The 19,720-nt window shown below is 72.2% G+C and carries 20 protein-coding genes and 2 pseudogenes; 17 read left to right on the forward strand and 5 right to left on the reverse strand.

Annotated features, from left to right (window positions below):
• The first annotated feature begins 257 nt into the window (after positions 1–257).
• From AC067U_RS11760 to AC067U_RS11780, 5 genes and pseudogenes are all read left to right on the forward strand, one after another.
• The gene (locus tag AC067U_RS11760) at positions 258–857 is read left to right on the forward strand and encodes a hypothetical protein (protein WP_478829595.1); all 600 of its coding nucleotides are present in this window, start codon (positions 258–260) and stop codon (positions 855–857) included.
• Between the two features lie 246 nt (positions 858–1,103).
• Entirely contained in the window at positions 1,104–1,316 is a 213-nt protein-coding gene (locus AC067U_RS11765; protein WP_478829466.1) for a hypothetical protein, read from the forward strand.
• A 56-nt stretch (positions 1,317–1,372) separates the two neighbouring features.
• Positions 1,373–1,849, forward strand: a complete 477-nt coding sequence (locus AC067U_RS11770; RefSeq protein ID WP_478829467.1) for an N-acetyltransferase family protein — start codon at positions 1,373–1,375, stop codon at positions 1,847–1,849.
• Positions 1,850–1,906: 57 nt separating this feature from the next.
• Positions 1,907–2,332: pseudogene (locus AC067U_RS11775) on the forward strand (sigma factor); the annotation flags it as partial.
• Between the two features lie 167 nt (positions 2,333–2,499).
• Complete coding sequence (locus AC067U_RS11780) at positions 2,500–3,834, forward strand: hypothetical protein (RefSeq protein WP_478829468.1); 1,335 nt, start codon at positions 2,500–2,502, stop codon at positions 3,832–3,834.
• Between the two features lie 120 nt (positions 3,835–3,954).
• Here the strand turns inward: AC067U_RS11780 and AC067U_RS11785 are convergent, their stop codons facing one another.
• Positions 3,955–5,823, reverse strand: coding sequence for a bifunctional 3'-5' exonuclease/DNA polymerase (locus tag AC067U_RS11785; RefSeq protein ID WP_478829469.1), 1,869 nt, complete (start codon positions 5,821–5,823; stop codon positions 3,955–3,957).
• Between the two features lie 507 nt (positions 5,824–6,330).
• Here AC067U_RS11785 and AC067U_RS11790 point away from each other — a divergent pair.
• From AC067U_RS11790 to AC067U_RS11805, 4 genes are all read left to right on the forward strand, one after another.
• The gene (locus AC067U_RS11790; protein WP_478829470.1) at positions 6,331–7,542 is read left to right on the forward strand and encodes a DUF2786 domain-containing protein; all 1,212 of its coding nucleotides are present in this window, start codon (positions 6,331–6,333) and stop codon (positions 7,540–7,542) included.
• A gap of 53 nt (positions 7,543–7,595) precedes the next feature.
• Entirely contained in the window at positions 7,596–8,129 is a 534-nt protein-coding gene (gene cpt / locus AC067U_RS11795) for a chloramphenicol phosphotransferase CPT (RefSeq protein ID WP_478829471.1), read from the forward strand.
• 120 nt (positions 8,130–8,249) lie between these two features.
• Positions 8,250–8,426, forward strand: coding sequence for a hypothetical protein (locus AC067U_RS11800; protein WP_478829589.1), 177 nt, complete (start codon positions 8,250–8,252; stop codon positions 8,424–8,426).
• 99 nt (positions 8,427–8,525) lie between these two features.
• The gene (locus tag AC067U_RS11805) at positions 8,526–8,771 is read left to right on the forward strand and encodes a DUF397 domain-containing protein (protein WP_365110730.1); all 246 of its coding nucleotides are present in this window, start codon (positions 8,526–8,528) and stop codon (positions 8,769–8,771) included.
• A gap of 133 nt (positions 8,772–8,904) precedes the next feature.
• On the opposite strand, the gene AC067U_RS11810 is transcribed toward AC067U_RS11805, so the two are convergent.
• Positions 8,905–9,387, reverse strand: a complete 483-nt coding sequence (locus AC067U_RS11810; RefSeq protein WP_478829472.1) for an ATP-binding protein — start codon at positions 9,385–9,387, stop codon at positions 8,905–8,907.
• Between the two features lie 381 nt (positions 9,388–9,768).
• On the opposite strand from AC067U_RS11810, the gene AC067U_RS11815 reads away from it, so the two are divergent.
• The 6 genes from AC067U_RS11815 (at position 9,769) to AC067U_RS11840 (ending at position 15,354) form a co-directional block, all read left to right on the forward strand.
• Positions 9,769–10,647: a helix-turn-helix domain-containing protein gene (locus AC067U_RS11815; protein ID WP_478829473.1), complete on the forward strand. Its 879-nt coding sequence runs from the start codon at positions 9,769–9,771 to the stop codon at positions 10,645–10,647.
• A 71-nt stretch (positions 10,648–10,718) separates the two neighbouring features.
• A complete protein-coding gene (locus AC067U_RS11820) occupies positions 10,719–12,176 on the forward strand; it encodes an aldehyde dehydrogenase family protein (RefSeq protein WP_478829474.1) in 1,458 nt (485 codons plus the stop codon).
• Positions 12,177–12,314: 138 nt separating this feature from the next.
• Positions 12,315–12,827 carry a DinB family protein gene (locus AC067U_RS11825; RefSeq protein ID WP_478829475.1) on the forward strand — a complete coding sequence of 171 codons (513 nt, stop codon included), beginning with the start codon at positions 12,315–12,317 and terminating at the stop codon, positions 12,825–12,827.
• Positions 12,828–12,865: 38 nt separating this feature from the next.
• On the forward strand, positions 12,866–13,462 hold the full coding sequence (locus AC067U_RS11830) for a PadR family transcriptional regulator (protein ID WP_478829476.1): 597 nt from the start codon (positions 12,866–12,868) through the stop codon (positions 13,460–13,462).
• Positions 13,463–13,585: 123 nt separating this feature from the next.
• Positions 13,586–14,575, forward strand: a complete 990-nt coding sequence (locus AC067U_RS11835) for an ATP-binding cassette domain-containing protein (protein ID WP_478829477.1) — start codon at positions 13,586–13,588, stop codon at positions 14,573–14,575.
• Positions 14,572–15,354: an ABC transporter permease gene (locus tag AC067U_RS11840; protein WP_478829478.1), complete on the forward strand. Its 783-nt coding sequence runs from the start codon at positions 14,572–14,574 to the stop codon at positions 15,352–15,354. Before AC067U_RS11835 ends, AC067U_RS11840 begins: the two co-directional genes overlap by 4 nt.
• Before the next feature lie 108 nt (positions 15,355–15,462).
• Here AC067U_RS11840 and AC067U_RS11845 read toward each other — a convergent pair whose 3' ends face one another.
• Positions 15,463–15,591 (reverse strand): hypothetical protein, encoded by a 129-nt coding sequence (locus AC067U_RS11845; RefSeq protein WP_478829479.1) that lies wholly within the window; start codon positions 15,589–15,591, stop codon positions 15,463–15,465.
• Positions 15,592–15,608: 17 nt separating this feature from the next.
• Complete coding sequence (locus AC067U_RS11850) at positions 15,609–16,061, reverse strand: hypothetical protein (RefSeq protein ID WP_478829480.1); 453 nt, start codon at positions 16,059–16,061, stop codon at positions 15,609–15,611.
• A gap of 135 nt (positions 16,062–16,196) precedes the next feature.
• On the opposite strand from AC067U_RS11850, the gene AC067U_RS11855 reads away from it, so the two are divergent.
• Both AC067U_RS11855 and AC067U_RS11860 read left to right on the forward strand, forming a co-directional pair.
• Positions 16,197–16,958, forward strand: a complete 762-nt coding sequence (locus AC067U_RS11855) for a MerR family transcriptional regulator (protein ID WP_478829481.1) — start codon at positions 16,197–16,199, stop codon at positions 16,956–16,958.
• A 116-nt stretch (positions 16,959–17,074) separates the two neighbouring features.
• A pseudogene (locus AC067U_RS11860) lies at positions 17,075–17,722 on the forward strand (VTT domain-containing protein); the annotation flags it as partial.
• A gap of 157 nt (positions 17,723–17,879) precedes the next feature.
• Here the strand turns inward: AC067U_RS11860 and AC067U_RS11865 are convergent.
• On the reverse strand, positions 17,880–19,610 hold the full coding sequence (locus AC067U_RS11865; RefSeq protein ID WP_478829482.1) for a threonine/serine exporter family protein: 1,731 nt from the start codon (positions 19,608–19,610) through the stop codon (positions 17,880–17,882).
• Positions 19,611–19,720: the final 110 nt, after the last annotated feature.

Raw genomic sequence — 19,720 nt, forward strand, 5'->3', positions numbered from 1 at the left:
GTGGTGCCGAGGCGGCGGGGGACGCGCGCCGCGGTGGGCAGCAGGCCGGGGCGCCCGGTGCGGCCGCGACCCCTGGCAGGGGCAGTGGGCTTCCGTCCCCCGTCGCCTCCGCGGCTCCGTCCGCGTCGGCATCCGTCAGCGGATCTCCTTCCGCCTCTGCCTCACCGGGGAGTGGTGCCTCCCCGGCGGACCCGGTTGCCACCGCCAAGGCCGGGCCGGAGGCGCCCGCCCGGCAGAGCGGGGCCGGGGCGCCGAACGTGGGCATCAGTTCGTACAACTGGGACGCGCCGTGCGGTGAGGACTACCTCCTGGAGCAGCCGCCGGCGAACGTTCCGCCGCCGCCCCATCCCCGCGACACGCGGACGTGGGCGCGCGCCCTGGGGGCCGTCAGCGCCGGCGACAGCGAGCTGCAGCTGACCGTGACGGGGAACTCGGACCAGTCGGTGGTCCTCACCGGCCTCAACCTGCGCGTGGTCGGCCGGAAGGCCGCGCTGCCCTGGCCGTCGTACTCCATGGGCGATGGCTGCGGCAGCGGTATCACGCCGCAGACGTTCGACATCGACCTGGACAACGCGCAGCCGCGGGTCAAGCCGGTGGCCGGTCAAGACGGCGACAACGTGGTTCCGGCGAAGGGCTTCCCGTTCAAGGTCTCCCGTCACGATCCGCAGGTCCTGAACCTCGACATCCACACCGAAGGACACGACGTGACGTGGTACCTGGAAGTGGACTGGAGCAGTGGCGACCGCCGCGGGACGATCCGCGTCGACGACGGCGGGAAGCCGTTCCGCACGAGCGCCCTGGAAGGCCGCAAGCACTACTCCTACTGGCCTGACAAGGACGAGTGGGTCGCGAACTGATCCATGGTGACGCCCCGGGGCGTCCCTGAGGGCATGGCGGGCGAGACTGCGGCCGCATCAATGCCGTCCGGCCGGAAGTCGGGAAGACCCCAGACCGTGTGGGCCGGCGGGGGCGTCGTGAGAGCGCCGTGTGAGGGCCGTGCGGCCGAATGGACGTGTCGGCGTGCGGGTGGGTGGGGCGGGGAGCAGGATGGGGCGGGCTTTTCCCCGTCACTCATCCGGCCAGCCGACAGGAGTCGCCGTCCCATGTCCGAAAGCGCGCAGTACGAGAACCTGAACCTGAGCCGGAGCCTTGACGGGATCGGGGCGGCCGGGGATGAGGTGTTCGCCGGCGTCGCGGTGGCGGTGCCGCCGGGAGAGGGGCGGGCGTTGCGGTGCGTGGCGGCAGGGGACTACTGGTTCGATGAGGAGTCCGCCGGGGAGCGGGACGGACTGGGACGAGCTGCCGTGCCCTGCTGAGCGGGGCGGGGCGGGAGAATGGGTCCGGGTGCGCGGGGAGACGAGGGGAGACGGACATGGGTGACATCGCCGAGGTGCGCGTCGCGGGGGAGGAGGACCTCGATGTGGCCGCGGAGCTGTTCCGCGGGTACCTGGACTTCTACGAGGTGAAGGTCGAAGACCCGGACCGGCCGCGGGCGTTCCTCGCCGAGCGGGTGCGGCGCGAGGAGTCGCAGGTGCTGCTCGCCGAGGTGCCGGGGCGGGGGACGGTCGGGTTCGCGCAGGTCTACCGGACCTTCTCGTCGCTTTCGATGGCGCCGCTGTGGATCCTCAACGACCTGTACGTCGCCCCGGCCGGGCGGCGTACGGGGGCGGGGCGGGCGCTGTTGCGCGAAGTGCTGCGGCGGGCCCGGGAAGCCGGGGCGTCCGGGGTGCAGCTGGAGACGGCGTACGACAACGAGGTGGCGCAGGCGCTCTACGAGTCGGACGGGTTCGTCCGGGAGGAGTTCCACGCCTACTTCCACGACCTGGCCGAGATTCCCGGGCACTGCTGAAACATTTCCCCGTCACCGTCGCGTCGTAGGGGTGAGACGGACGGTGAGGGGGAGCGAATGAGGCAGCCGCGCAGGGAGGGCTTCCGCGAGTTCGCGGAGGGGCGCACCGGCCGGCTGTACCGGTCGGCCTGTCTGCTGACCAGCGGGGACACGTACCTGGCCGAGGCTCTGGTGCAGGAGACCCTGGGGCGGATGTATCTGCTCTGGGGGCGGATCCCCCGCATCGACAACCCGGCGGCGTACGCGCAGACCGTTCTCGTGCGGGCCTTCCTCACCCACCGGCGGCGGCGTTCGGCCACCGAACGGCCGGTGGGTGAGGTCCCGGACGGGGAGGTCGGCCGCAGTGGCGATCCGGCGCTGCGGTACTGGGAGGACCGCAGCGTGGCGGAGACCGCCGACGTGATGAACGTCAGCTCGGCAGCCGTACGGACCCTCAGCTCGCCCCCGCTCGGGCGGTTGTGGGAGCAACTCGGCGGCAGTCTCCCAGGGTTGGGCGGCGTTGATCACGAACCGGGCGGATCGGGTCCGACCCGTCCGGATCGTTCCGGGGTCTGCCGGAGCGTTGTGTGTGCTGTTGGACCTTTGCGCTCCGTCGGCTGCACCGGTGGGTGTCCGGCTCGTTCTTTCGGTCTTTCGATCAACTGCGATCCATGGTGGAAGGTGGGTTCCTCATGCCCTTCGAAGATGACCTCGGACAGGCCCTGCGGCGGACGGGGGAAGGTTTCCGGGTCGACCCGAGCGCCCTGGCGGACGGGGCTGAGCTGCGCGGGCGGCGCATGGTGACCCGTCGGCGGGCCGCCGTGGTCACCGGGACGGTGCTCGCGATGACCGTGATCGGCGGCGTCGTCGGCGCCTACTCCGACTCCGGCCAACTGTTCGGCGGGCGCGGCAGGCAGGGCGGGTCGGACAAGGCCGACGTCGCGGCGCTGCCGAACGGACCGGGCTCCGGCACGGAGAGGAACGCGTTCGACGCCGAGGACGACCCGAGCCTGGGCACTGGCGCCGTCACGTCGGAGCAGATGATCGCGACGTTCAAGGCGTTGCTGCCCCGGGGCGGGACCCTCGTCACCGAGGCCCGAGCACGGGGCACGGATGGGCCTCCGATGGTCACCGGCATTTACGACGACGGCAGCGGCAGGGCAGCCATCAGCGTGAGACTGTCGCGCGCGGACCCGAACGGCGGCACGGCGGGCCAGATGGTGACGTGCCCATCGAAAGTTCTGGTGAACCACGACAGCTGCACGACCGAGAAGCTGGCGGATGGGTCCCGGCTGCTGCTGCTCCAGGGCTACGAGTACCCGGACCGGCGCGTGGCGACCAAGGTGTGGCGGGCCACACTGCTTACCCCGCAGGGTTTCCTGATCGACGCGTCCGAGTGGAACGCGCAGACAGAGAAGGGCTGGCCGGTGTCCCGGCCGAACCCGCCGCTGACCCTGGCACACATGAAGGCCCTGGTCACCTCCGACGCCTGGCACCCTGCCCTGAACGACCTGCCCGCCTCCAAGCCGGAAGAGGCGATGCCGCCGATGGCCGGCCCGCCGACGCTCGCGGTGTTGCAGAACCTGGTGCCGAAGTACGGCGCGAAGGTCGTGGACACCGGCGGCGAGGGGGAATACGGCTTCGTCGTGCTCGACGACGCCAAGGGAAAGTCGCAGGTCGGCGTGAATGCGCAGGTGTGGAAGAGCGAGGATCCGACGCTCACGGATTTGTTCAAGGGGCCGGGCGTAACAGTGATGTCCGACGGCACCAAGGTGAAGACGGAAAAGCGAGCGGCAGAGGGGGGCGGCAAGAACGTCGTCTGGTGGTCCGTCGACACCATGCGGCCCGACGGCAAGCGAGTCGTGGTCTCCGCGATCAACAGCGTTGCCCAGAACAGGCCGGCCACCCGGCCGGAACCGGCCCTGACGATGGACCAGCTGAAGGAGCTCGCGCTCAGTCCGAAGTGGTTCTACGCGAGCCCGGCGGCTCCGCCGGTGGGCGGATGAACTGATCAGCCCGTGGGCCGGTGGGGCCGGTGGGGCCGGTGGGCTGATGGGTTGGAGGGCCGGTCGGTCGGTCGGAGCCTGGCGAGGCTCGGGGGCCCGTCGGCCGGTGAGCGGCTCCGTTCAGCGCGCGTCCGCGTAGCACTCCACCACGGCCGTCGTGAACGGGAACCGGACCGGGGTGTCGCCGAAGGCGATGCGTCCGGCCCGATCGGCGGCGGACCGGATCGCCTCGGTGACGGCCTCCGCCTCCTCCGCCGGACAGTGCACCATCACCTCGTCGTGCTGGAAGAAGACCAGCTCGGCGCGGAGCCCGCCGGCGGCGATGGCCTGGCGCAGCGCGGCGAGCATCAGCAGGGCCCAGTCGGCCGCGCTGCCCTGCACCACGAAGTTGCGGGTGAAGCGGCCGCGGGCCCGGGGGTTGGCCGAGGCGTAGCCCGGACCCCATTCGTCGGCTCCGTCCCCGCCGGAGCCGCCCCCGCCGTCGGGCCCGGGTGCCTGCGGGAGACCGGCCTCCTCGCCGGCATCGGCGGAGCCGGCAGCCGGCGGGCAGGTGCGGCCCAGCCAGGTCCGTACGAGGCGCCCTTCCTCACCGGCGCGGGCGGCGTCGTCGACGTACGCGACGGCGCGCGGGAAGCGGCGGCGCAGGGCGGCGAGGTTCTTCAGCCCGTCCCCGGAGGTCTGGCCGTACACCGCGCCGAGCACGGCCAGCTTGGCCTGGGCGCGGTCGCCGGAGAAGCCGTGCCGGGAGACCGAGGTGTACAGGTCCTCCGGGCGTCCCGCGATCTCCATCAGGCCGGGGTCCCGGGAGATCGCGGCGAGGACCCGCGGCTCCATCTGGTCGGCGTCGGCGACGACGAGCCGCCAGCCGGGGTCGGCGACCACGGCCCGCCGGATCACCTTGGGGATCTGCAGGGCACCGCCGCCGTTGGTGACCCAGCGGCCGGTGACGGTGCCGCCCGGAACGTACTCGGGGCGGAACCGGCCGTCGTGCACCCAGTCCTTGAGCCAGCCCCAGCCGTGGGCGGTGTAGATCCGGTACAGCTTCTTGTACGCGAGGAGCGGAGCCACGGCGGGGTGGTCGAGTTCCTGGAGCTCCCAGCGCCGGGTGGACCGTAGCTTGATCCCGGCCTCGGCGAACGCCTTGACGACGTCCGCGGGGAGGTCGGGGCGGACGCGCCGGCCGAAGGCGGCCGAGACCTGGTCGGCGAGCTCGGCGAGGCGGCGGGGCTCGCCGCCGCCCGCGTACCGCTCGCCGAGCAGCTCGGTGAGCAGGGCGCGGTGGGTGTCGGCCCGCCAGGGCAGGCCGGACCGGTGCATTTCGGCTGCCACCAGGAAACCGGCGGATTCGGCGGCGGTCAGCAGGTGCATGCGGTCGGGGTGCGCGGTGGCGTCGTGCCGGCGCATCTGGTCGGCGTAGACCGCGAGCAGGGCCTCGGGGGCGAGCGGGGCGGCCGGCTGCGGGTCGAAGAGGGAGGACTGGGTGCCGGGCTCGGCGGCGCGCTGGGGAGGGTCGGGCGGTACGGGGCTGTTGGTGAGCCGGGCCCAGGCGGCCGCGGCGGACCGGGGCAGGCCGGAACGCCCCTCGTGGCCGAGGAGCAGGAGCTCGGCGGCCTCGATGTCGTAGCAGCGGTCCGCGCGGAGGCCGGCGGCGAGGAGGCGGGGGTAGAGGGCGGGGGTGGAGCGCCAGATCCAGCGGGTGTGGGGTGGGGCGGCGCGGAGGGCGGTGGCGGGGTCGGGGGTTTTGAGGGGGGCGGGCGCGGTGGGGTGTGCGGGGGTTTGACCGTGTCCGGGCTGCTGTCCGTGCCCGGGCCCCGGCCCGTTCCCCGGGTCCTGCCCGTACCCGTACCCGTGCCCCGACCCGTTCCCGGGGCCCTGCCCGTCCCCGTGCCCGTGCTGTCGGCCGGGTGCGCCTGTGCCCGGGACGGGTAGGGCGAGCCAGTGGCCGTCGCCGTCCTCGGCGAGGAGCCAGCGGGGCGCGGGGTCGCTCATGAGTGCGAGTGTGGCAGCCGGGTCCGACAACCTGTGGTGTGGCGCGCGGGGGCTACCGGCGAGGGCGCGGCCGGGTTGGGCTCCGCGACGCCCGCGCGGGGCCGCGCCGGGGCGGCGCGCGGGCTGGTCGGGCTCCGCGCCCGGTGCGGTGCTGCGCCCTGGGGGGGGGGGCCGGCTCGGGAGCGGGGTCGGGGCGGAGGGAGGCTGCGCGAGCCCTCGCGGGACCGGGGTGCCGTGTGCCCACCCGTGCCGCCCTGTGGCACGCCTGCCCACACGGCGGCGGGGTTGGCGGGCGTGCCTGCCCACACGGTGGCGGGGTTGGCGGGCGTGCCTGCGCACACGGTGGCGGGGTCGGTGGGCACGCCTGCCCGCACGGTGGCGGGGTTCGTGGGCGTGCCTGCGCACACGGTGGCGGGGTTCGTGGGGGCGCCGTGCGGCCGGGGGCCGGCGGACCCCCTCCATGGCCCGTGGAGGGGTGGGTGGGCTGGGTGACAAGCTGGAGGGGTGATGTCGAATCCCGTCGAGACCGTTGAGCGCGCCTTTGGCGCGGCCCTCTATGCCCAGGACGACGCCGGGCTGGACACCGGTGCCTCGCTGCTCGCCGCCGATGCGGCCGGCTGGGGTGCGGTCGGGCAGGTGCTGCTGGCGCGCGGGCAGGCGTACGTACGGCAGGCGTGGGAGCGGGGCTGGCAGCCGGCCGACGTGCTCCGGCTGGTCCGGCGGGACCTCGACGAGCAGCACCTGCGGATCGCCGAGGACCTCTTCGCAGCGGAGGGCCGCCGCTACGCGCGCCTGCCCGCCCGGTGGACCGCGTACGAGGCGTGGTGGGGCGGGGACGACACCTACGCCGAACGGCTCGCGCGGCGCGAGAAGGCGGACCGGTTCACGCTCGCCACCGCCGTCCTGGAGGTGCTCCGGCTGCTGATCCGGCTGCCGTCGATCGAGCCGGTCGGCCCGGTTCCGGGCGATCCCGCGGACCTGCCCGAGGCCGCGCACATCGAACCGCGCATGCTGGCCCGGATCCGGGCGTTGCTCGCCAAGGCCGAGGCGACGACCTATCCGGAGGAGGCGGAGGCGCTCAGCGCGAAGGCGCAGGAGCTGATGGCCCGGCACACGGTGGACGAGGCGCTGCTGGCGGTCCGGGGCGGCGGTCCGGCGCAGACCCCGGGTGCCTGCCGGATCGGTGTGGAGCCCCCGTACGAGGAGGCCAAGGCGGTGCTCCTCGACGCGGTCGCGACGGCGAACCGGTGCCGCGCGGTGTGGAACAGCGCCTTCGGGTTCTCCACGGTGGTGGGCTTCGAGAGCGACCTGGAGGCGGTCGAGCTGCTGTACACCTCGCTGCTGGTGCAGGGCACGGCGGCGATGACCCGGGCGGAGGCGGGCCAGCGGGCCGGTGGGCGCAAGCGCACGAAGACGTTCCGCCAGTCCTTCCTGCTGGCGTACGCCAGTCGGCTGGGCCACCGGCTGGCCGAGACCGCCGAGCACGCGGCGGAGGAGGCTGCGGGAGAGGCGGCCGGGGCGGGCGGCCCGGAGCTGCTGCCCGCGCTGGTGGCGCGGGACGTCGCGGTGGGGGAGCGGGCCGAGGAGATGTTCCCGCGGACCACGACGACGCGGCTGCGCGGGGCCACCGACCACGCGGGGTGGCTGGACGGGACGGCGGCCGCCGACGCGGCGCAGATGGGGCGCAGGCGTCCCGAGGTGCCCTCCCGACGCCGCTGAGGCGCCCGAAAACCGTTTCGGGGGACGCGCGCGGCTCCCTTAGCGTGACGCGCGTGAAGACTCAGGTGATCGTGTTGAACGGTGGCTCCAGCTCCGGCAAGTCCGGGATCGTCCGGTGCCTGCAAGTGGTCCTGCCGGAACCATGGCTGGCCGCCGCCGTCGACGCGCTGGTCGACGCGATGCCACCGTCCGTGCTGGAGTCGGCCGAGGGCATCGAGTTCGCGCCCGACGGCGGGGTCGGCATCGGACCGCAGTTCCGGGTTCTGGAGGCGGCGTGGATGGCGGGGGTCGCGGCGATGGCCCGCGCCGGGGCCCGGGTGATCGTCGACGACGTCTTCCTCGGCGGGGCGGAGTCCCAGGGGCGTTGGCGCAAGGCCCTGGAGGGCCTTGACGTGCTGTGGGTCGGCGTCCGCTGCGAGAGCGGGGCCGCGGCGGCCCGCGAGATCGCGCGCGGGGACCGGGCGCGGGGGATGGCCGCCTCGCAGGCGGACCTCGTGCACCGGGGCGTCCACTACGACGTGGAGGTCGACACGACGCACACCGAGTCCCTGGACTGCGCCAGGGCCATTGCCGCCCGCACCGTCTGAGCCCTGGGCCGCGCCCTCCGCCCGTTCATCCGCTCGTTCCGTCGCGATCCCTCGTTCCGTCGCGATCCCTCGTTCCTTCGCCATCCCCCGTTCCCGGCCCCGTCACTCGGCGCAGCCGGAATTACGCACGTCGCCTACCGAGGCAGTGACGTGCTGCGTAAGTTCACATCGGCCCGCGGCAAGATCCGGAGCCGACGGATGGTCCCGATCGGCGTGCGTCAGCGGCGTGACCTGGACCGAGCCACCCGGATCACCCGCGAATCGGCTTTGGCACGCCCCGAACCCACCGGTAAGTGATCAAGGGAACACCCCGCGTGCACGTGCATCTGCCCATGCATGCGCGTATGAACACAGCTATGATCCGGTGCAGTTGACATCTGCTTTCGGGGGCTTCCTGTGGACCACGCGTACAACGGGATGGCAGCTGCAGAACTGGCTTCTATGTATGGCCTGACCTGGCAGAAGAGCAGGCACAGCAACTCGCAGGGTTCCTGCGTGGAGTTTGCCAAGCTGCCGGGCGGCGACGTTGCCGTGCGCAATTCGCGGTTTCCTGACGGGCCTGCGCTCGTCTACACGCCGGCCGAGATAGAGGCGTTGTTGCTGGGCGCCAAGGACGGTGAATTCGATCACCTCATCAGCTGATCGCTGACCCACCGGGCGAGCCGCCGCCGACCGGCAGAACCCTCAAGATCACGCCATGCACGTGCAGTGGCCGGGATTGATCGCACTGATCAATCCCGGCCACTGGCATGCACAAGGGCGTGAAAGGCGCCGCTCAGTCCTGCAACAGGAACAGAGCCCAGACCACCTTGCCGGTGAGTCGGCCCGCGAGCGGGTGCCAGCCCCAGCCGTCGCTGTACGAGTCCACCAGGAAAAGCCCCCGCCCGGACTCCGCGTCGCAGTTCTCGTCCGTCTTCTCCGGCGCGAAGGACCCCCCCGGGGTGTCCTCGCTGGGGTCCCGGACCGCGCAGACGAGCCGGGTGCTCCACCGCATCAGGTGCAGTCGGACCGGCGGCTCCTGCTCACCGGCCCGCGCGTCCTGCGGGACGGCGTGCCGCAGCGCGTTGGTGACGAGTTCGGAGACGACCAGGGAGACGTCGTCGAAGCGGTCCTCCAGGCCCCATTGGCAGAGCGTCGACCTGGTGAACGAACGGGCGCCCCGCACCGCCTCGTAACGGGCGGGCAGGGCACAGGAAGCGGACCCGGAGACGGCCGTGGGGTCGACCGGGGGCAGCCCCTGCCGTAACGGCTCGAGCATGGTCGATCCATTCATCCCCATGCGAGGCACTCCCGGGATTCGCGGACCGAGCGGCGGCTGGGTCCAGGAAAGAACTGCGGGGTGGGTCCGGCGCCGGCGCGGAAAGCACGCAGGTGCGCGGCACCATCGTTCCCAATGCCGAAGCTGGATGCAAGGGCAGATGCACGTGCACGCGCCCGGCCTGTCCGCTCCCGTGACGGTTCTTGGCCATTTCTTCCCGCGACTACTTACGGACTTCTTTTCCGCGAAGCCGGATTCCGTTACAGAACGAGTACGGCCCGATGCGTTTTGGTGGCAGACTTCGGGCCCTGGGGATACGGGGGTCCCAGCTGGGGGTACCTCCCGTGCCGCGGGCTACGGGGGAGCACAGCACTCGACGCGATGGGGAGGGCAGGACTCGTGACCGCAGAAGCCAGCGGTTCTGTGGTGCGCCGCATCCTCCTGGGCTCTCAGCTCAGGCGGCTCCGAGAATCCCGCGGGATCACCCGCGAGGCAGCCGGCTACTCGATCCGCGCATCCGAATCGAAGATCAGCCGCTTGGAGTTGGGAAGGGTGAGCTTCAAGGCCAGGGACGTGGAGGACCTCCTCACGCTCTACGGAGTCACCGACGGCGCCGAGCGCGAGTCGCTCCTGGGCCTCGTCCGCGAGGCCAACGCGGCCGGTTGGTGGCACAGTTACGGCGACGTCCTGCCCGGCTGGTTCCAGACGTACATCGGACTCGAAGGCGCCGCCTCACTCATCCGGATCTACGAAGTCCAGTTCGTCCACGGGCTCTTGCAGACCGAGGCGTACGCACACGCCGTGGTCAGCCGCGGCATGCCCGGGGCCACCGCGGCCGAGATCGACCGCCGGGTGGCCCTCCGTCAGGAGCGGCAGAAGGTGCTGGTCTCCGAGAACGCCCCGCTGTTCCACGCCGTGCTCGACGAGGCCGCCCTGCGCCGCCCGTACGGCGACCGGGCCGTCATGCGCGGACAGCTGGAACACCTGATCGAGATCTCCCAGCGGCCCAACGTCCGGCTCCAGGTGATGCCCTTCTCCTTCGGCGGGCACGCGGGCGAGAGCGGCGCGTTCACACTGCTCCGGTTCCCCGAGTCCGACCTCCAGGACATCGTCTATCTGGAACAGCTCACCAGTGCCCTCTACCTGGACAAGGAGGAGGAAGTGGCGCAGTACGGCAGGGCGATGGAACGCCTCCAGCACGACTGCCCCGACCCCGGCCAGACCCGGGATCTTCTCCGCGGCCTCCTCCAACTGTCTTGATTCGCACGTAGTATGACGTCTGATCAGTCTCCGGTGCAGCGCACGGGTGCGCGCCTGCAGTAAGGGATGGCATGTCCATATTCGAGGACCTGGCCCACCAGTACATCGACGGCGAGTGGCTGGCCGGTACCGGATCGTGGGACATCATCGACGTCAACCCGTACAACGGGGAGAAGCTCGCCGCCATCACCGTCGCCACCGTCGACCAGGTGGACCGGGCCTACCGGGCGGCCGAGCGGGCCCAGGCCGAATGGGCCGCGACCAGTCCGTACGCCAGACGCGCGGTCCTGGAACGCGCCCTCCACATCACCGAGGAGCGCGAGAAGGAAATCGTCGAGGCGATGATCGACGAACTCGGCGGCACCCGCCCCAAGGCCGAGTACGAGATCCACCTCGCCAAGGAGTTCCTCCGCGAGGCCGTCCAGCTGGCCGTCCGCCCCGAGGGGCGGATCCTGCCCTCGCCGGTGTCCGGCAAGGAGAACCGGGTCCAGCGCCTCCCGGTCGGCGTGGTCGCGGTGATCAGCCCGTTCAACTTCCCCTTCCTGGTGACGCTGAAGTCGGTCGCGCCCGCCCTCGCCCTCGGCAACGCCGTCGTGATCAAGCCGAACCAGAACGCCCCGGTGGTCGGCGGCGGGGTCATCGCGAAGATCTTCGAGGACGCCGGGCTGCCCGCCGGCCTGCTGAACGTCCTGGTCACCGACATAGCCGAGATAGGCGACGCGCTCCTGACCCACCCCGTCCCCAAGGTGATCTCCTTCGCCGGCTCGGACCGGGTCGGACGGCACGTCGGCGCGGTCGCCGCGCGCCACTTCAAGCGGACCGTCCTGGAGCTCAGCGGCAACAGCGCGCTGGTCGTGCTCGACGACGCGGACGTGGACTACGCCGTGGACGCGGCCGTCTTCAGCCGTTTCGTGTACCAGGGCCAGGTCTGCATGGCGGCCAACCGGATCCTCGTGGACCGGACCGTCGCCGAGGAGTTCACCGAGAAGTTCACCGCCCGGGTGAGGGCCCTGCGGACCGGCGACCCCCACGACGCGGACACCCACATCGGCCCGCTGATCAACCCCTTCCACGCCGAGGCGTTGACCGCGCTCGTCGACCGCGCGGTCGAGGAGGGCGCGACGGCACTGGTCCGCGGCTCCACGCGCGGCAACCTGGTCGAGCCCACCGTGCTGACCGGGCTTCCCGAGGACTCGCCGCTGATGGGCCAGGAGATCTTCGGCCCGGTCGCGCTGCTGGTCGTCTTCGACGGCGAGGAAGAGGCCGTACGGCTGGCCAACGCGACCCCCTACGGGCTCAGCGGGGCGGTGCACACCCGGGACGTGGAGCGCGGCGTGAAGTTCGCCGAGCGGATCGAGACCGGGATGATCCACGTCAACGACTCCACCATCGGGGACGAGCCGCTGGCTGCTTTCGGCGGGGAGAAGGCCTCCGGGCTGGGCCGCCTCAACGGCGAGGCCACCGTCGAAGCCTTCACCACCCAGAAGTGGATCTCCGTCCAGCACGGACGCAGCCGGTTCCCCTTCTAGCCCCCGGATCCCGGATCCCGTATCCCGTATCCCGGATCCCGGCGGCATTGCGGACCGAAGCTGACCGCAAGGCTCCGTAGCGTGGTTCCTGTCAGCGGGAAGAACCCCGACAGGGAACACAGCTAAGGCGGGTTGGTCATGGCGCAGATTTCCACCGAGGTCCTGGGCGACGAGCGTGGCACGCTCCTCCTCTTCGTCGAGTCCCAGAGGGCGGGGCTCCGGGAGGCGGCGGCGGGGCTGACCGAGGAGCAGGCCGCGAGTCGGCCCAGCGCCAGTGAGCTCTCGCTCTCCGGCCTGCTCAAGCACGCGGCCGAGACCGAGCTGGCCTGGCTGCGGATGGCCCAGCAGCGCCCGAACGAGCGCATGGAGGGGCGGACCAGCTGGCAGGACGGCTTCCACCTGGTCGGCGACGAGAGCATCCCCGCCGTGCTGGCCTTCTGGGAGGGCGTCACCGCGGAACTGACCGCGTTCGTGCACGCGCTGCCCGGCCTGGACGAGACCTTCCCGCTGCCGGAAGCCCCCTGGTTCCCCAAGGACACCAAGGTCTCGATGCGCTGGCTGCTCCTCCACCTGGTGGAGGAGTTCGCCCGGCACGCCGGCCACGCCGACATCCTCCGGGAGTCCATCGACGGCGCCAAGGCCATGGGCTGACCGGCCGGCCCCCTGCCGCGACTGGATAGCCTGGCCGCATGTCAGCGATCAGGCTTCTCGTCCTCGGGGCGGTCCGCCGGCACGGCCGGGCCCATGGCTACCAGGTGCGCAACGACCTGGAGTTCTGGGGTGCCCATGAGTGGTCGAACGCCAAGCCGGGCTCGATCTACCACGCGCTCAAGCAGATGGCCAAGCAGGGCCTGCTGCACGAGCACGAGGTGGCCCCGAGCGCGGCGGGCGGGCCGCCGCGCACCGAGTACGAGCTGACCGTCGCGGGCGGCGAGGAGTACTTCACGCTGCTGCGCGCCGCCCTGTCCTCGTACGACCAGAAGCGGGACTCGCTCTCCGCGGCACTCGGCTTCATGCCCGACCTGCCGCGGGCGGAGACGCTGGAACTGCTGCGGCGCAGGCTGGAGGGACTCGCGGAGTGGCGCGAAGCCGTGACGGACTACTACACGCCGGAGGGCGGCCCGGAACAGCTCGGGCACATCGGCGAGATCATGCACATGTGGGTGCACTCGGCCGATGTGGAGGCGGAGTGGACCCGGGGGCTGATCGGCCGCATCGAAGGCGGCGCGTACGCGTTCTCGGGCGAGGGCGGCGACCCCTTCCAGGGGGTACTGGCCGGCTCCTGAGCCCCGCCGGAGGGGCCCCGGAGGTCAGCCGGCTCGCGTTAATCAAGTTTGACTAGTTGGGAGCCCGGCCTTACTCTGGCCGACCCAGCTACTCAAGTTTGACTAATAGAGGAGTGGTTTCCGGTGATCGTGCTCGAGGGCGTCCACAAGCGGTACGGCGGGAAACCGGCCCTGGCCGGGCTCGACCTGGAGGTGCGGCCCGGCACCGTGCACGCCGTCCTCGGCCCCAACGGGGCCGGCAAGACCACCGCGGTCCGGGTGATGAGCACCCTGCTGCGGCACGACGAGGGCCTGGTCCGGGTCGCCGGACACGACGTACGGACCGAGGCGGCGGCGGTCCGGGCGCGGATCGGCCTGCTCGGTCAGCACGCGGCGCTGGACGAGGAACTCGGCGGCCGGCAGAACCTGGAGATGTTCGGCCGGCTCCACCACCTGGGCGCGCGCCCGGCGGGTTCGCGGGCGGACGCGCTGCTGGAGCGCTTCGGCCTGGCCGACACCGGCCGCAAGCCGGTCAAGCAGTACAGCGGCGGCATGCGGCGCCGCCTCGACCTGGCGGCCTCGCTCATCACCGAGCCCGAGGTGCTGTTCCTGGACGAGCCGACCACCGGCCTGGACCCGCGCGGCCGGGCCGAGGTGTGGGCCGCGGTCCGCTCGCTGACGGGCGGCGGTACGACGGTCCTGCTGACCACGCAGTACCTGGAGGAGGCCGACCGGCTGGCCGACCGGATCACGCTGGTCGACGGCGGGCGGGTGGCCGCCGAGGGCACCGCCGACGAGCTGAAGGCCAGAGTGGGCGGGGCCCGCGTGGAGGTGGCCCTCGCGGACGAGGCGGCGCTGGCGGCCGCCGTACGGGCGCTGCCCGGCGCGGACGCCGCGGAGGACGAGCTGCGGCTGCGCCTGCCGGCGTCCGGGGCCGCGGACCTGGCGGCGGTGGTCCGTGCGCTGGACGCGGCCGGGGTGGCCGCCTCGGACATCGCACTGCGCCGCCCGACCCTAGACGAGGTGTTCCTGCACCTCACGGACCGGGGCGAGCACCCGGCGCGGGACGGACGGACGAAGCAGGAGAACACCGGCAAGGCGGAGAAGTCGGCGAAGGCGGAGGTGGCTGCATGAGCATGCCGTGGATGGTGCAGGACTCCTGGACGATGACCCGGCGGGAGTTCGCGCACTGGGGCCGCAGGCCGGTGGCCGTGGTGGTCGGACTGGTCTTCCCGGTGATGATGCTGCTGATGTTCGGCTTCCTGGTCGGCGGCGGACGCGGGGTCGACGGCGAGTACGTCGAGTTCCTCGTGCCGGGCATGCTGGCGCTGACCATGGCCTTCGGGCTGGAGGCGACGATGACCGCGGTCACCCAGGACCTCAACAAGGGTGTGATCGACCGCTTCCGGTCCATGCCGATGTCCTCGTCGGCCGTGCTGGTGGGCCGCAGCCTTGCCGACATGTTCCAGTCGGCCCTGGGCCTGGCGGTGCTGGCCGTCGTCGGGCTGCTGCTGGGCTGGCGCCCGCACGGTTCGCCGGCGGCCGCGCTCGCCGCGTTCGGGCTGCTGTTGCTGTTTCGGTTCGCCATGCTGTGGATGGGGATCTGGCTCGGGATGCTGGCCGGCCGGCCCGAGCTGGTGCAGGCGGTGCAGATCCTGGTGTGGCCGGTGGGTTTCCTGTCCAACGCCTTCGCCACGCCCGCGTCGATGCCCGGCTGGCTGGGCGCGGTGGTCGAGTGGAACCCGATGTCGGCGACCGCCACGGCCGTCCGCGACCTCTTCGCCAACCCGGCGGCCGGGTCCTCCTCATGGGCCTCGGAGCACGCCGCCCTGCTGGCCGTCCTCTGGCCGCTCCTGCTGCTCGCGGTGTTCTTCCCGCTGGCGGTGGGCCGCTTCCGCGGCCTGAGCCGCTAGGCCGTGCCCTTCGGACCGGACCGGACCCACCCCGAAGGGGCTACCGGCCTCCGGCCCGCACCGGCCGCTAGCCCGCACTGCGCACCGGCCGCCGGCCCGCACCGGCCGCTAGCCCGCACTGCGCACCGACCGGCCGTCCGCCGTCAGCTGCATCAGCGGGCGGCCGGTCACCAGCAGCCAGGCCGGCAGCAGGGCCAGGCACAGCATCGGGATCACCCCCGGGGCCGGCACCAGCACGGCCGCGGTGAACAGGCTCAGCCAGCCCTGCCGGGTGGCGAGCCCGCCCAGTCCGGGAACATCCGGTGCCCCAGCGCGTAGACGAGGGCCACGTTCGCGGCGACGATCGGGTTCTCCGGACCGAGGCTGACCCCGCCGGCCAGGGTCAGCCCGCCGGCGATCAGCAGGCCGGGCACCCAGCGGGGGTCCATCGGCCGTTCCACCAGCCCGCTGGTGGCCGGGTCCGGGCCGGCGTGCCCGTAGACCTTCCACACCACCAGGCCCTCCAGCGCACCCGTCGCCGTCAGCACGATCATCATCCAGGGGATCGAGTACGGGCCCAGACCCACCGCGTCCGGCAGGGTCCCCCACAGCACCCCCTCCAGCCGCTCCGCGGCCGCGCTCACCCCGACGAAGAGCAGGGCGCAGCCGACCCCGACCGCCAGCGCGGGGAGGATCGTGGGGAGCAGAGCGCGGGCGGCGCGGGTCATCCGCCTAACGTAGGCGGACAATTCGCCCCGTATCGCGGAGGCGCTCGCGGCTCGGCACGCTCCGATACGGGCTTGCACCTCACGCGGCGTGAGGGCCCACAGTGAAGCGCGTACCCGATCAGAGGAGCGGAAGCGATGGGCTACTCCGTGGGCCAGGTGGCCGGTTTCGCCGGAGTCACGGTGCGCACCCTGCACCACTACGACGAGATCGGGCTGCTCTCCCCGAGCGGCCGCAGCGGCGCGGGCCACCGGCGGTACGACGACGCCGACCTGGACCGCCTGCAGCAGATCCTGTTCTACCGGGAGCTCGGCTTTCCGCTCGAAGAGGTCGCGGTCCTGCTGGACGACCCCGACGCCGATCCCCAGGAGCACCTGCGCAGGCAGCACGCGCTCCTGACGGACCGGATCGGACGGCTCCGGCAGATGGCCAAGGCCGTGGAGCATGCGATGGAGGCACAGAAGATGGGCGTCAACCTCACCCCCGAAGAGCGGTTCGAGATCTTCGGGGACAAGGACCCCGCACAGTACGAGGCGGAGGCGGAGGAGCGGTGGGGCGGCACCGACCAGTACGCGGAGTCCCAGCGCCGGGCCGCCTCCTACACCAAGGAGGACTGGAAGCGGATGCAGGGGGAGGCCGCCGACTGGGGGGCCCGCTACTCGGCACTGATGGAGGACGGCGAGCCGGCCGACGGTGAGCGCGCGAGGGACATGGCGGAGGAGCACCGGCAGCACATCTGCCGCTGGTTCTACGACTGCTCCTACGAGCTGCACGCCTGCCTGGGCGACATGTACGTCGCGGACGAGCGGTTCAAGGCGTTCTACGACGGCATCCGGCCGGGCCTCGCCGAGCACCTGCGGGACGCGATCGCGGCCAACGCGGTGCGCCGGGCCGGCTGAACGGACCGGGGGATTCCCCCGGTCCGGGGCCTGGAACCGGTGGCTTGCGGTGTGCGTTGATAATCGAGGAGCAACCGTCTTCCGCACCGCCCCCCGAACTCAGGAGCCCGGATCTCGTGTACACGCTCGCCCTCGCCCCGGAGTGGCTCTCGCCGGACTACCTGATCTCGCATTTCGGCCTCATCGGCATCCTGGTCATCGTCTTCGCGGAGTCCGGCCTGTTCGCCTTCCTCCCGGGTGACTCGCTGCTGTTCACGGCCGGTCTGCTGGTGGCGGACGGGAAGTACATCACGCAGCCGCTGTGGCTGGTCTGCACGCTGATCGTGGCCGCCGCGATCATCGGCGACCAGGTCGGCTACATGATCGGCAAGTTCTTCGGGCCGAAGCTGTTCAACCGGCCGAACTCCAAGCTGTTCAAGCGGGAGAACCTGGACAAGGCGCACGAGTTCATGGACCGGCACGGTCCCAAGGCCATCGTGCTCGCCCGTTTCGTGCCGATCATCCGGACCTTCGCGCCGATGGTCGCGGGCGCCGGCTCGATGAAGTACCGCACCTTCCTGACGTACAACATCATCGGCGGCATCGGCTGGGGTGCCGGTGTCACCGTCGCGGGCTACTTCCTCGGTCAGATCGAGTTCATCAAGACCAACGTCGAGCCGATCCTGGTCGGCATCGTGCTGATCTCCGTCATCCCGGTGGTCTTCGAGGTGCTCAAGGCCCGCAGGGAGTCCCGCGAGGCCGCCGAGGCGGAGGCCCTGGCACCGGGCGAGAGCGCCCCGGCGCAGGGCGGCCGTGGCCGGCACGCCAAGCGGTAGACACGCGGCCGTGCGGGTGTAGCCGTACGTCCTTCCCGTGCCCGGTGGGGCCGGTCCGCCACGGTGGACCGGCCCCACCGGCATGTCCGGCCGGATCCGGCGCGGCTCAGAAGCCGCGGGTCCGCTTGGCCGCGCGCCGCTTGGCGGCGCTCGCCGCCCCCGGCAGGCGCATGAACAGCCGCGAGGTCTCCGACCCGAGGTTCACCCCGATCGCGATCGCCAGCGCGATGGCCGCCGCCTTCACCAGCGAGGCGAGGCCCGCGTCGAGCCGGTTCTCGGCGATGGACAGCAGCCCGTAGTACGTGGCCGAGCCCGGCAGCAGCGGCCCGATCGCGGCCGTGACGTACGGCAGGGCCGAGGCGAAGCGGTACCGCGAGAACAGCTGCCCGAACAGACCGACCAGGCCCGCCGCGATCGCGGTGGACGGCACCGGCGGGAGGCCGCCGGCGGTCAGTGCCCCGAAGGTCACCCAGGCCACCCCGCCGTTCAGGGTCACGATCCACACCGTCGACCGCTCCTGCTGGAGCAGGATCGCGAACGTGAACACCAGGACCATCGAGGCGGCGATCTGGAGCAGCGGCCGGGACGGGATCTGCAGCACGTCGTCCGGGTCCGGCGCGGCACCCAACTGGAGGCCGAGGTAGATCACCGCGAGCACGCCGATGATGATCCCGATGAACAGGTACATCACCTCCAGCAGCCGGGCGGAGGCGGTGATGTAGTAGCCGGTCAGGCCGTCCTGCACGGCCGCGACCAGGGCCCGCCCGGGCAGCAGGGCGAACAGGCCGCCGGTGATCACGGCCGAGGCCCGGACGTCGCTCTCGGCGAACTTCAATGCCACGCCGATCGCGGCGGGCGGCATCGCGGCCATCACGAACTGGTAGAACTCCGGCAGCCCGCGGCCCGCGCTGGCCCAGGCGAGCCGGTCGCCGAGCATCGCGCCGATCGCGGCCGCGAAGAAGACCAGCACGCCGCCGCCGACGAGCACGGAGGCGGCCCCGGCCAGCAGTCCGGCCGCGGCGGTGAGCACCCAGGTCGGGTACGGGTGCCGGTTGCGCCGTATCTCGGCGAGGCGGCGGTACGCCTCCTCCAGGGTGATCTCGATCTCGGGCGCGCTGATGTCGTCCACCAGCCGGAAGACGGCGGCCAGCCGGGTGTAGTCGGTGCCGCGCCGGCGGACCGCCCGGGTGGCCGACACCGGGTCGTCCACCAGGGAGGGCTGGTGGGTGATCGACAGCACGGTGAAGGTGACGGTCGGCTCGCACCGGTCCAGGCCGTAGCTGCGGGCCACCGCGAACATGGCGGCCTCCACGTCCTCGGAGCCCTCGCCGCCGGCCAGCAGCAGCTCGCCGATACGCAGGGTGAGGTCCAGGACCCGGCCCACCGGCGGGCCCGCCTCGGGCGGCTTCTGGGCGGGTTCGGCCACCGGCCGGACGTCCACCGGCATCCGGAGCATGGTCCGCATCCGGTCCTGCCAGGGGGACTCCGTCATCCGGCCCGGTTCCGCCCCCGACCCCGGCCCGGGAGCGTGCGCGGGCGGCGAGTGCGCCGCCCGGTAGGTGCTGGGGGTGGTGAAGGCCGAGCCCCGCGACTCGCCGTGCACCGGATGGGTGCCCGTCGGGAGGGCGAACTCCGAGGTCGGGGCGTCCTCCGGGGGCACCGGCGCAGGCCCGGCCCCCGACGGCGGGGCGAACGCGCTCCGCGACTCGTCGGACTTCGGCTTCCTGTCCTCGGACCTCTCGGACCTCTCGGACCCCTCCGGCCCTTCGGGCCCCTCGGATTGCTCGGACCGCTCGGCCCCCTCGGAGCCTCCGGATCCCTCGGCTTCCGCCGCCACACATCCTCCCGTCCTGGCACCCGGGTATCAGTATGCGGAACCGTTTCATCCACGGCGACGGGCGGCACCCCCGTGGGGATACCGCCCGTCGTCGTGGTCAATCGGTCAGG

This window comes from Streptomyces sp. NPDC043853 (assembly GCF_056436025.1).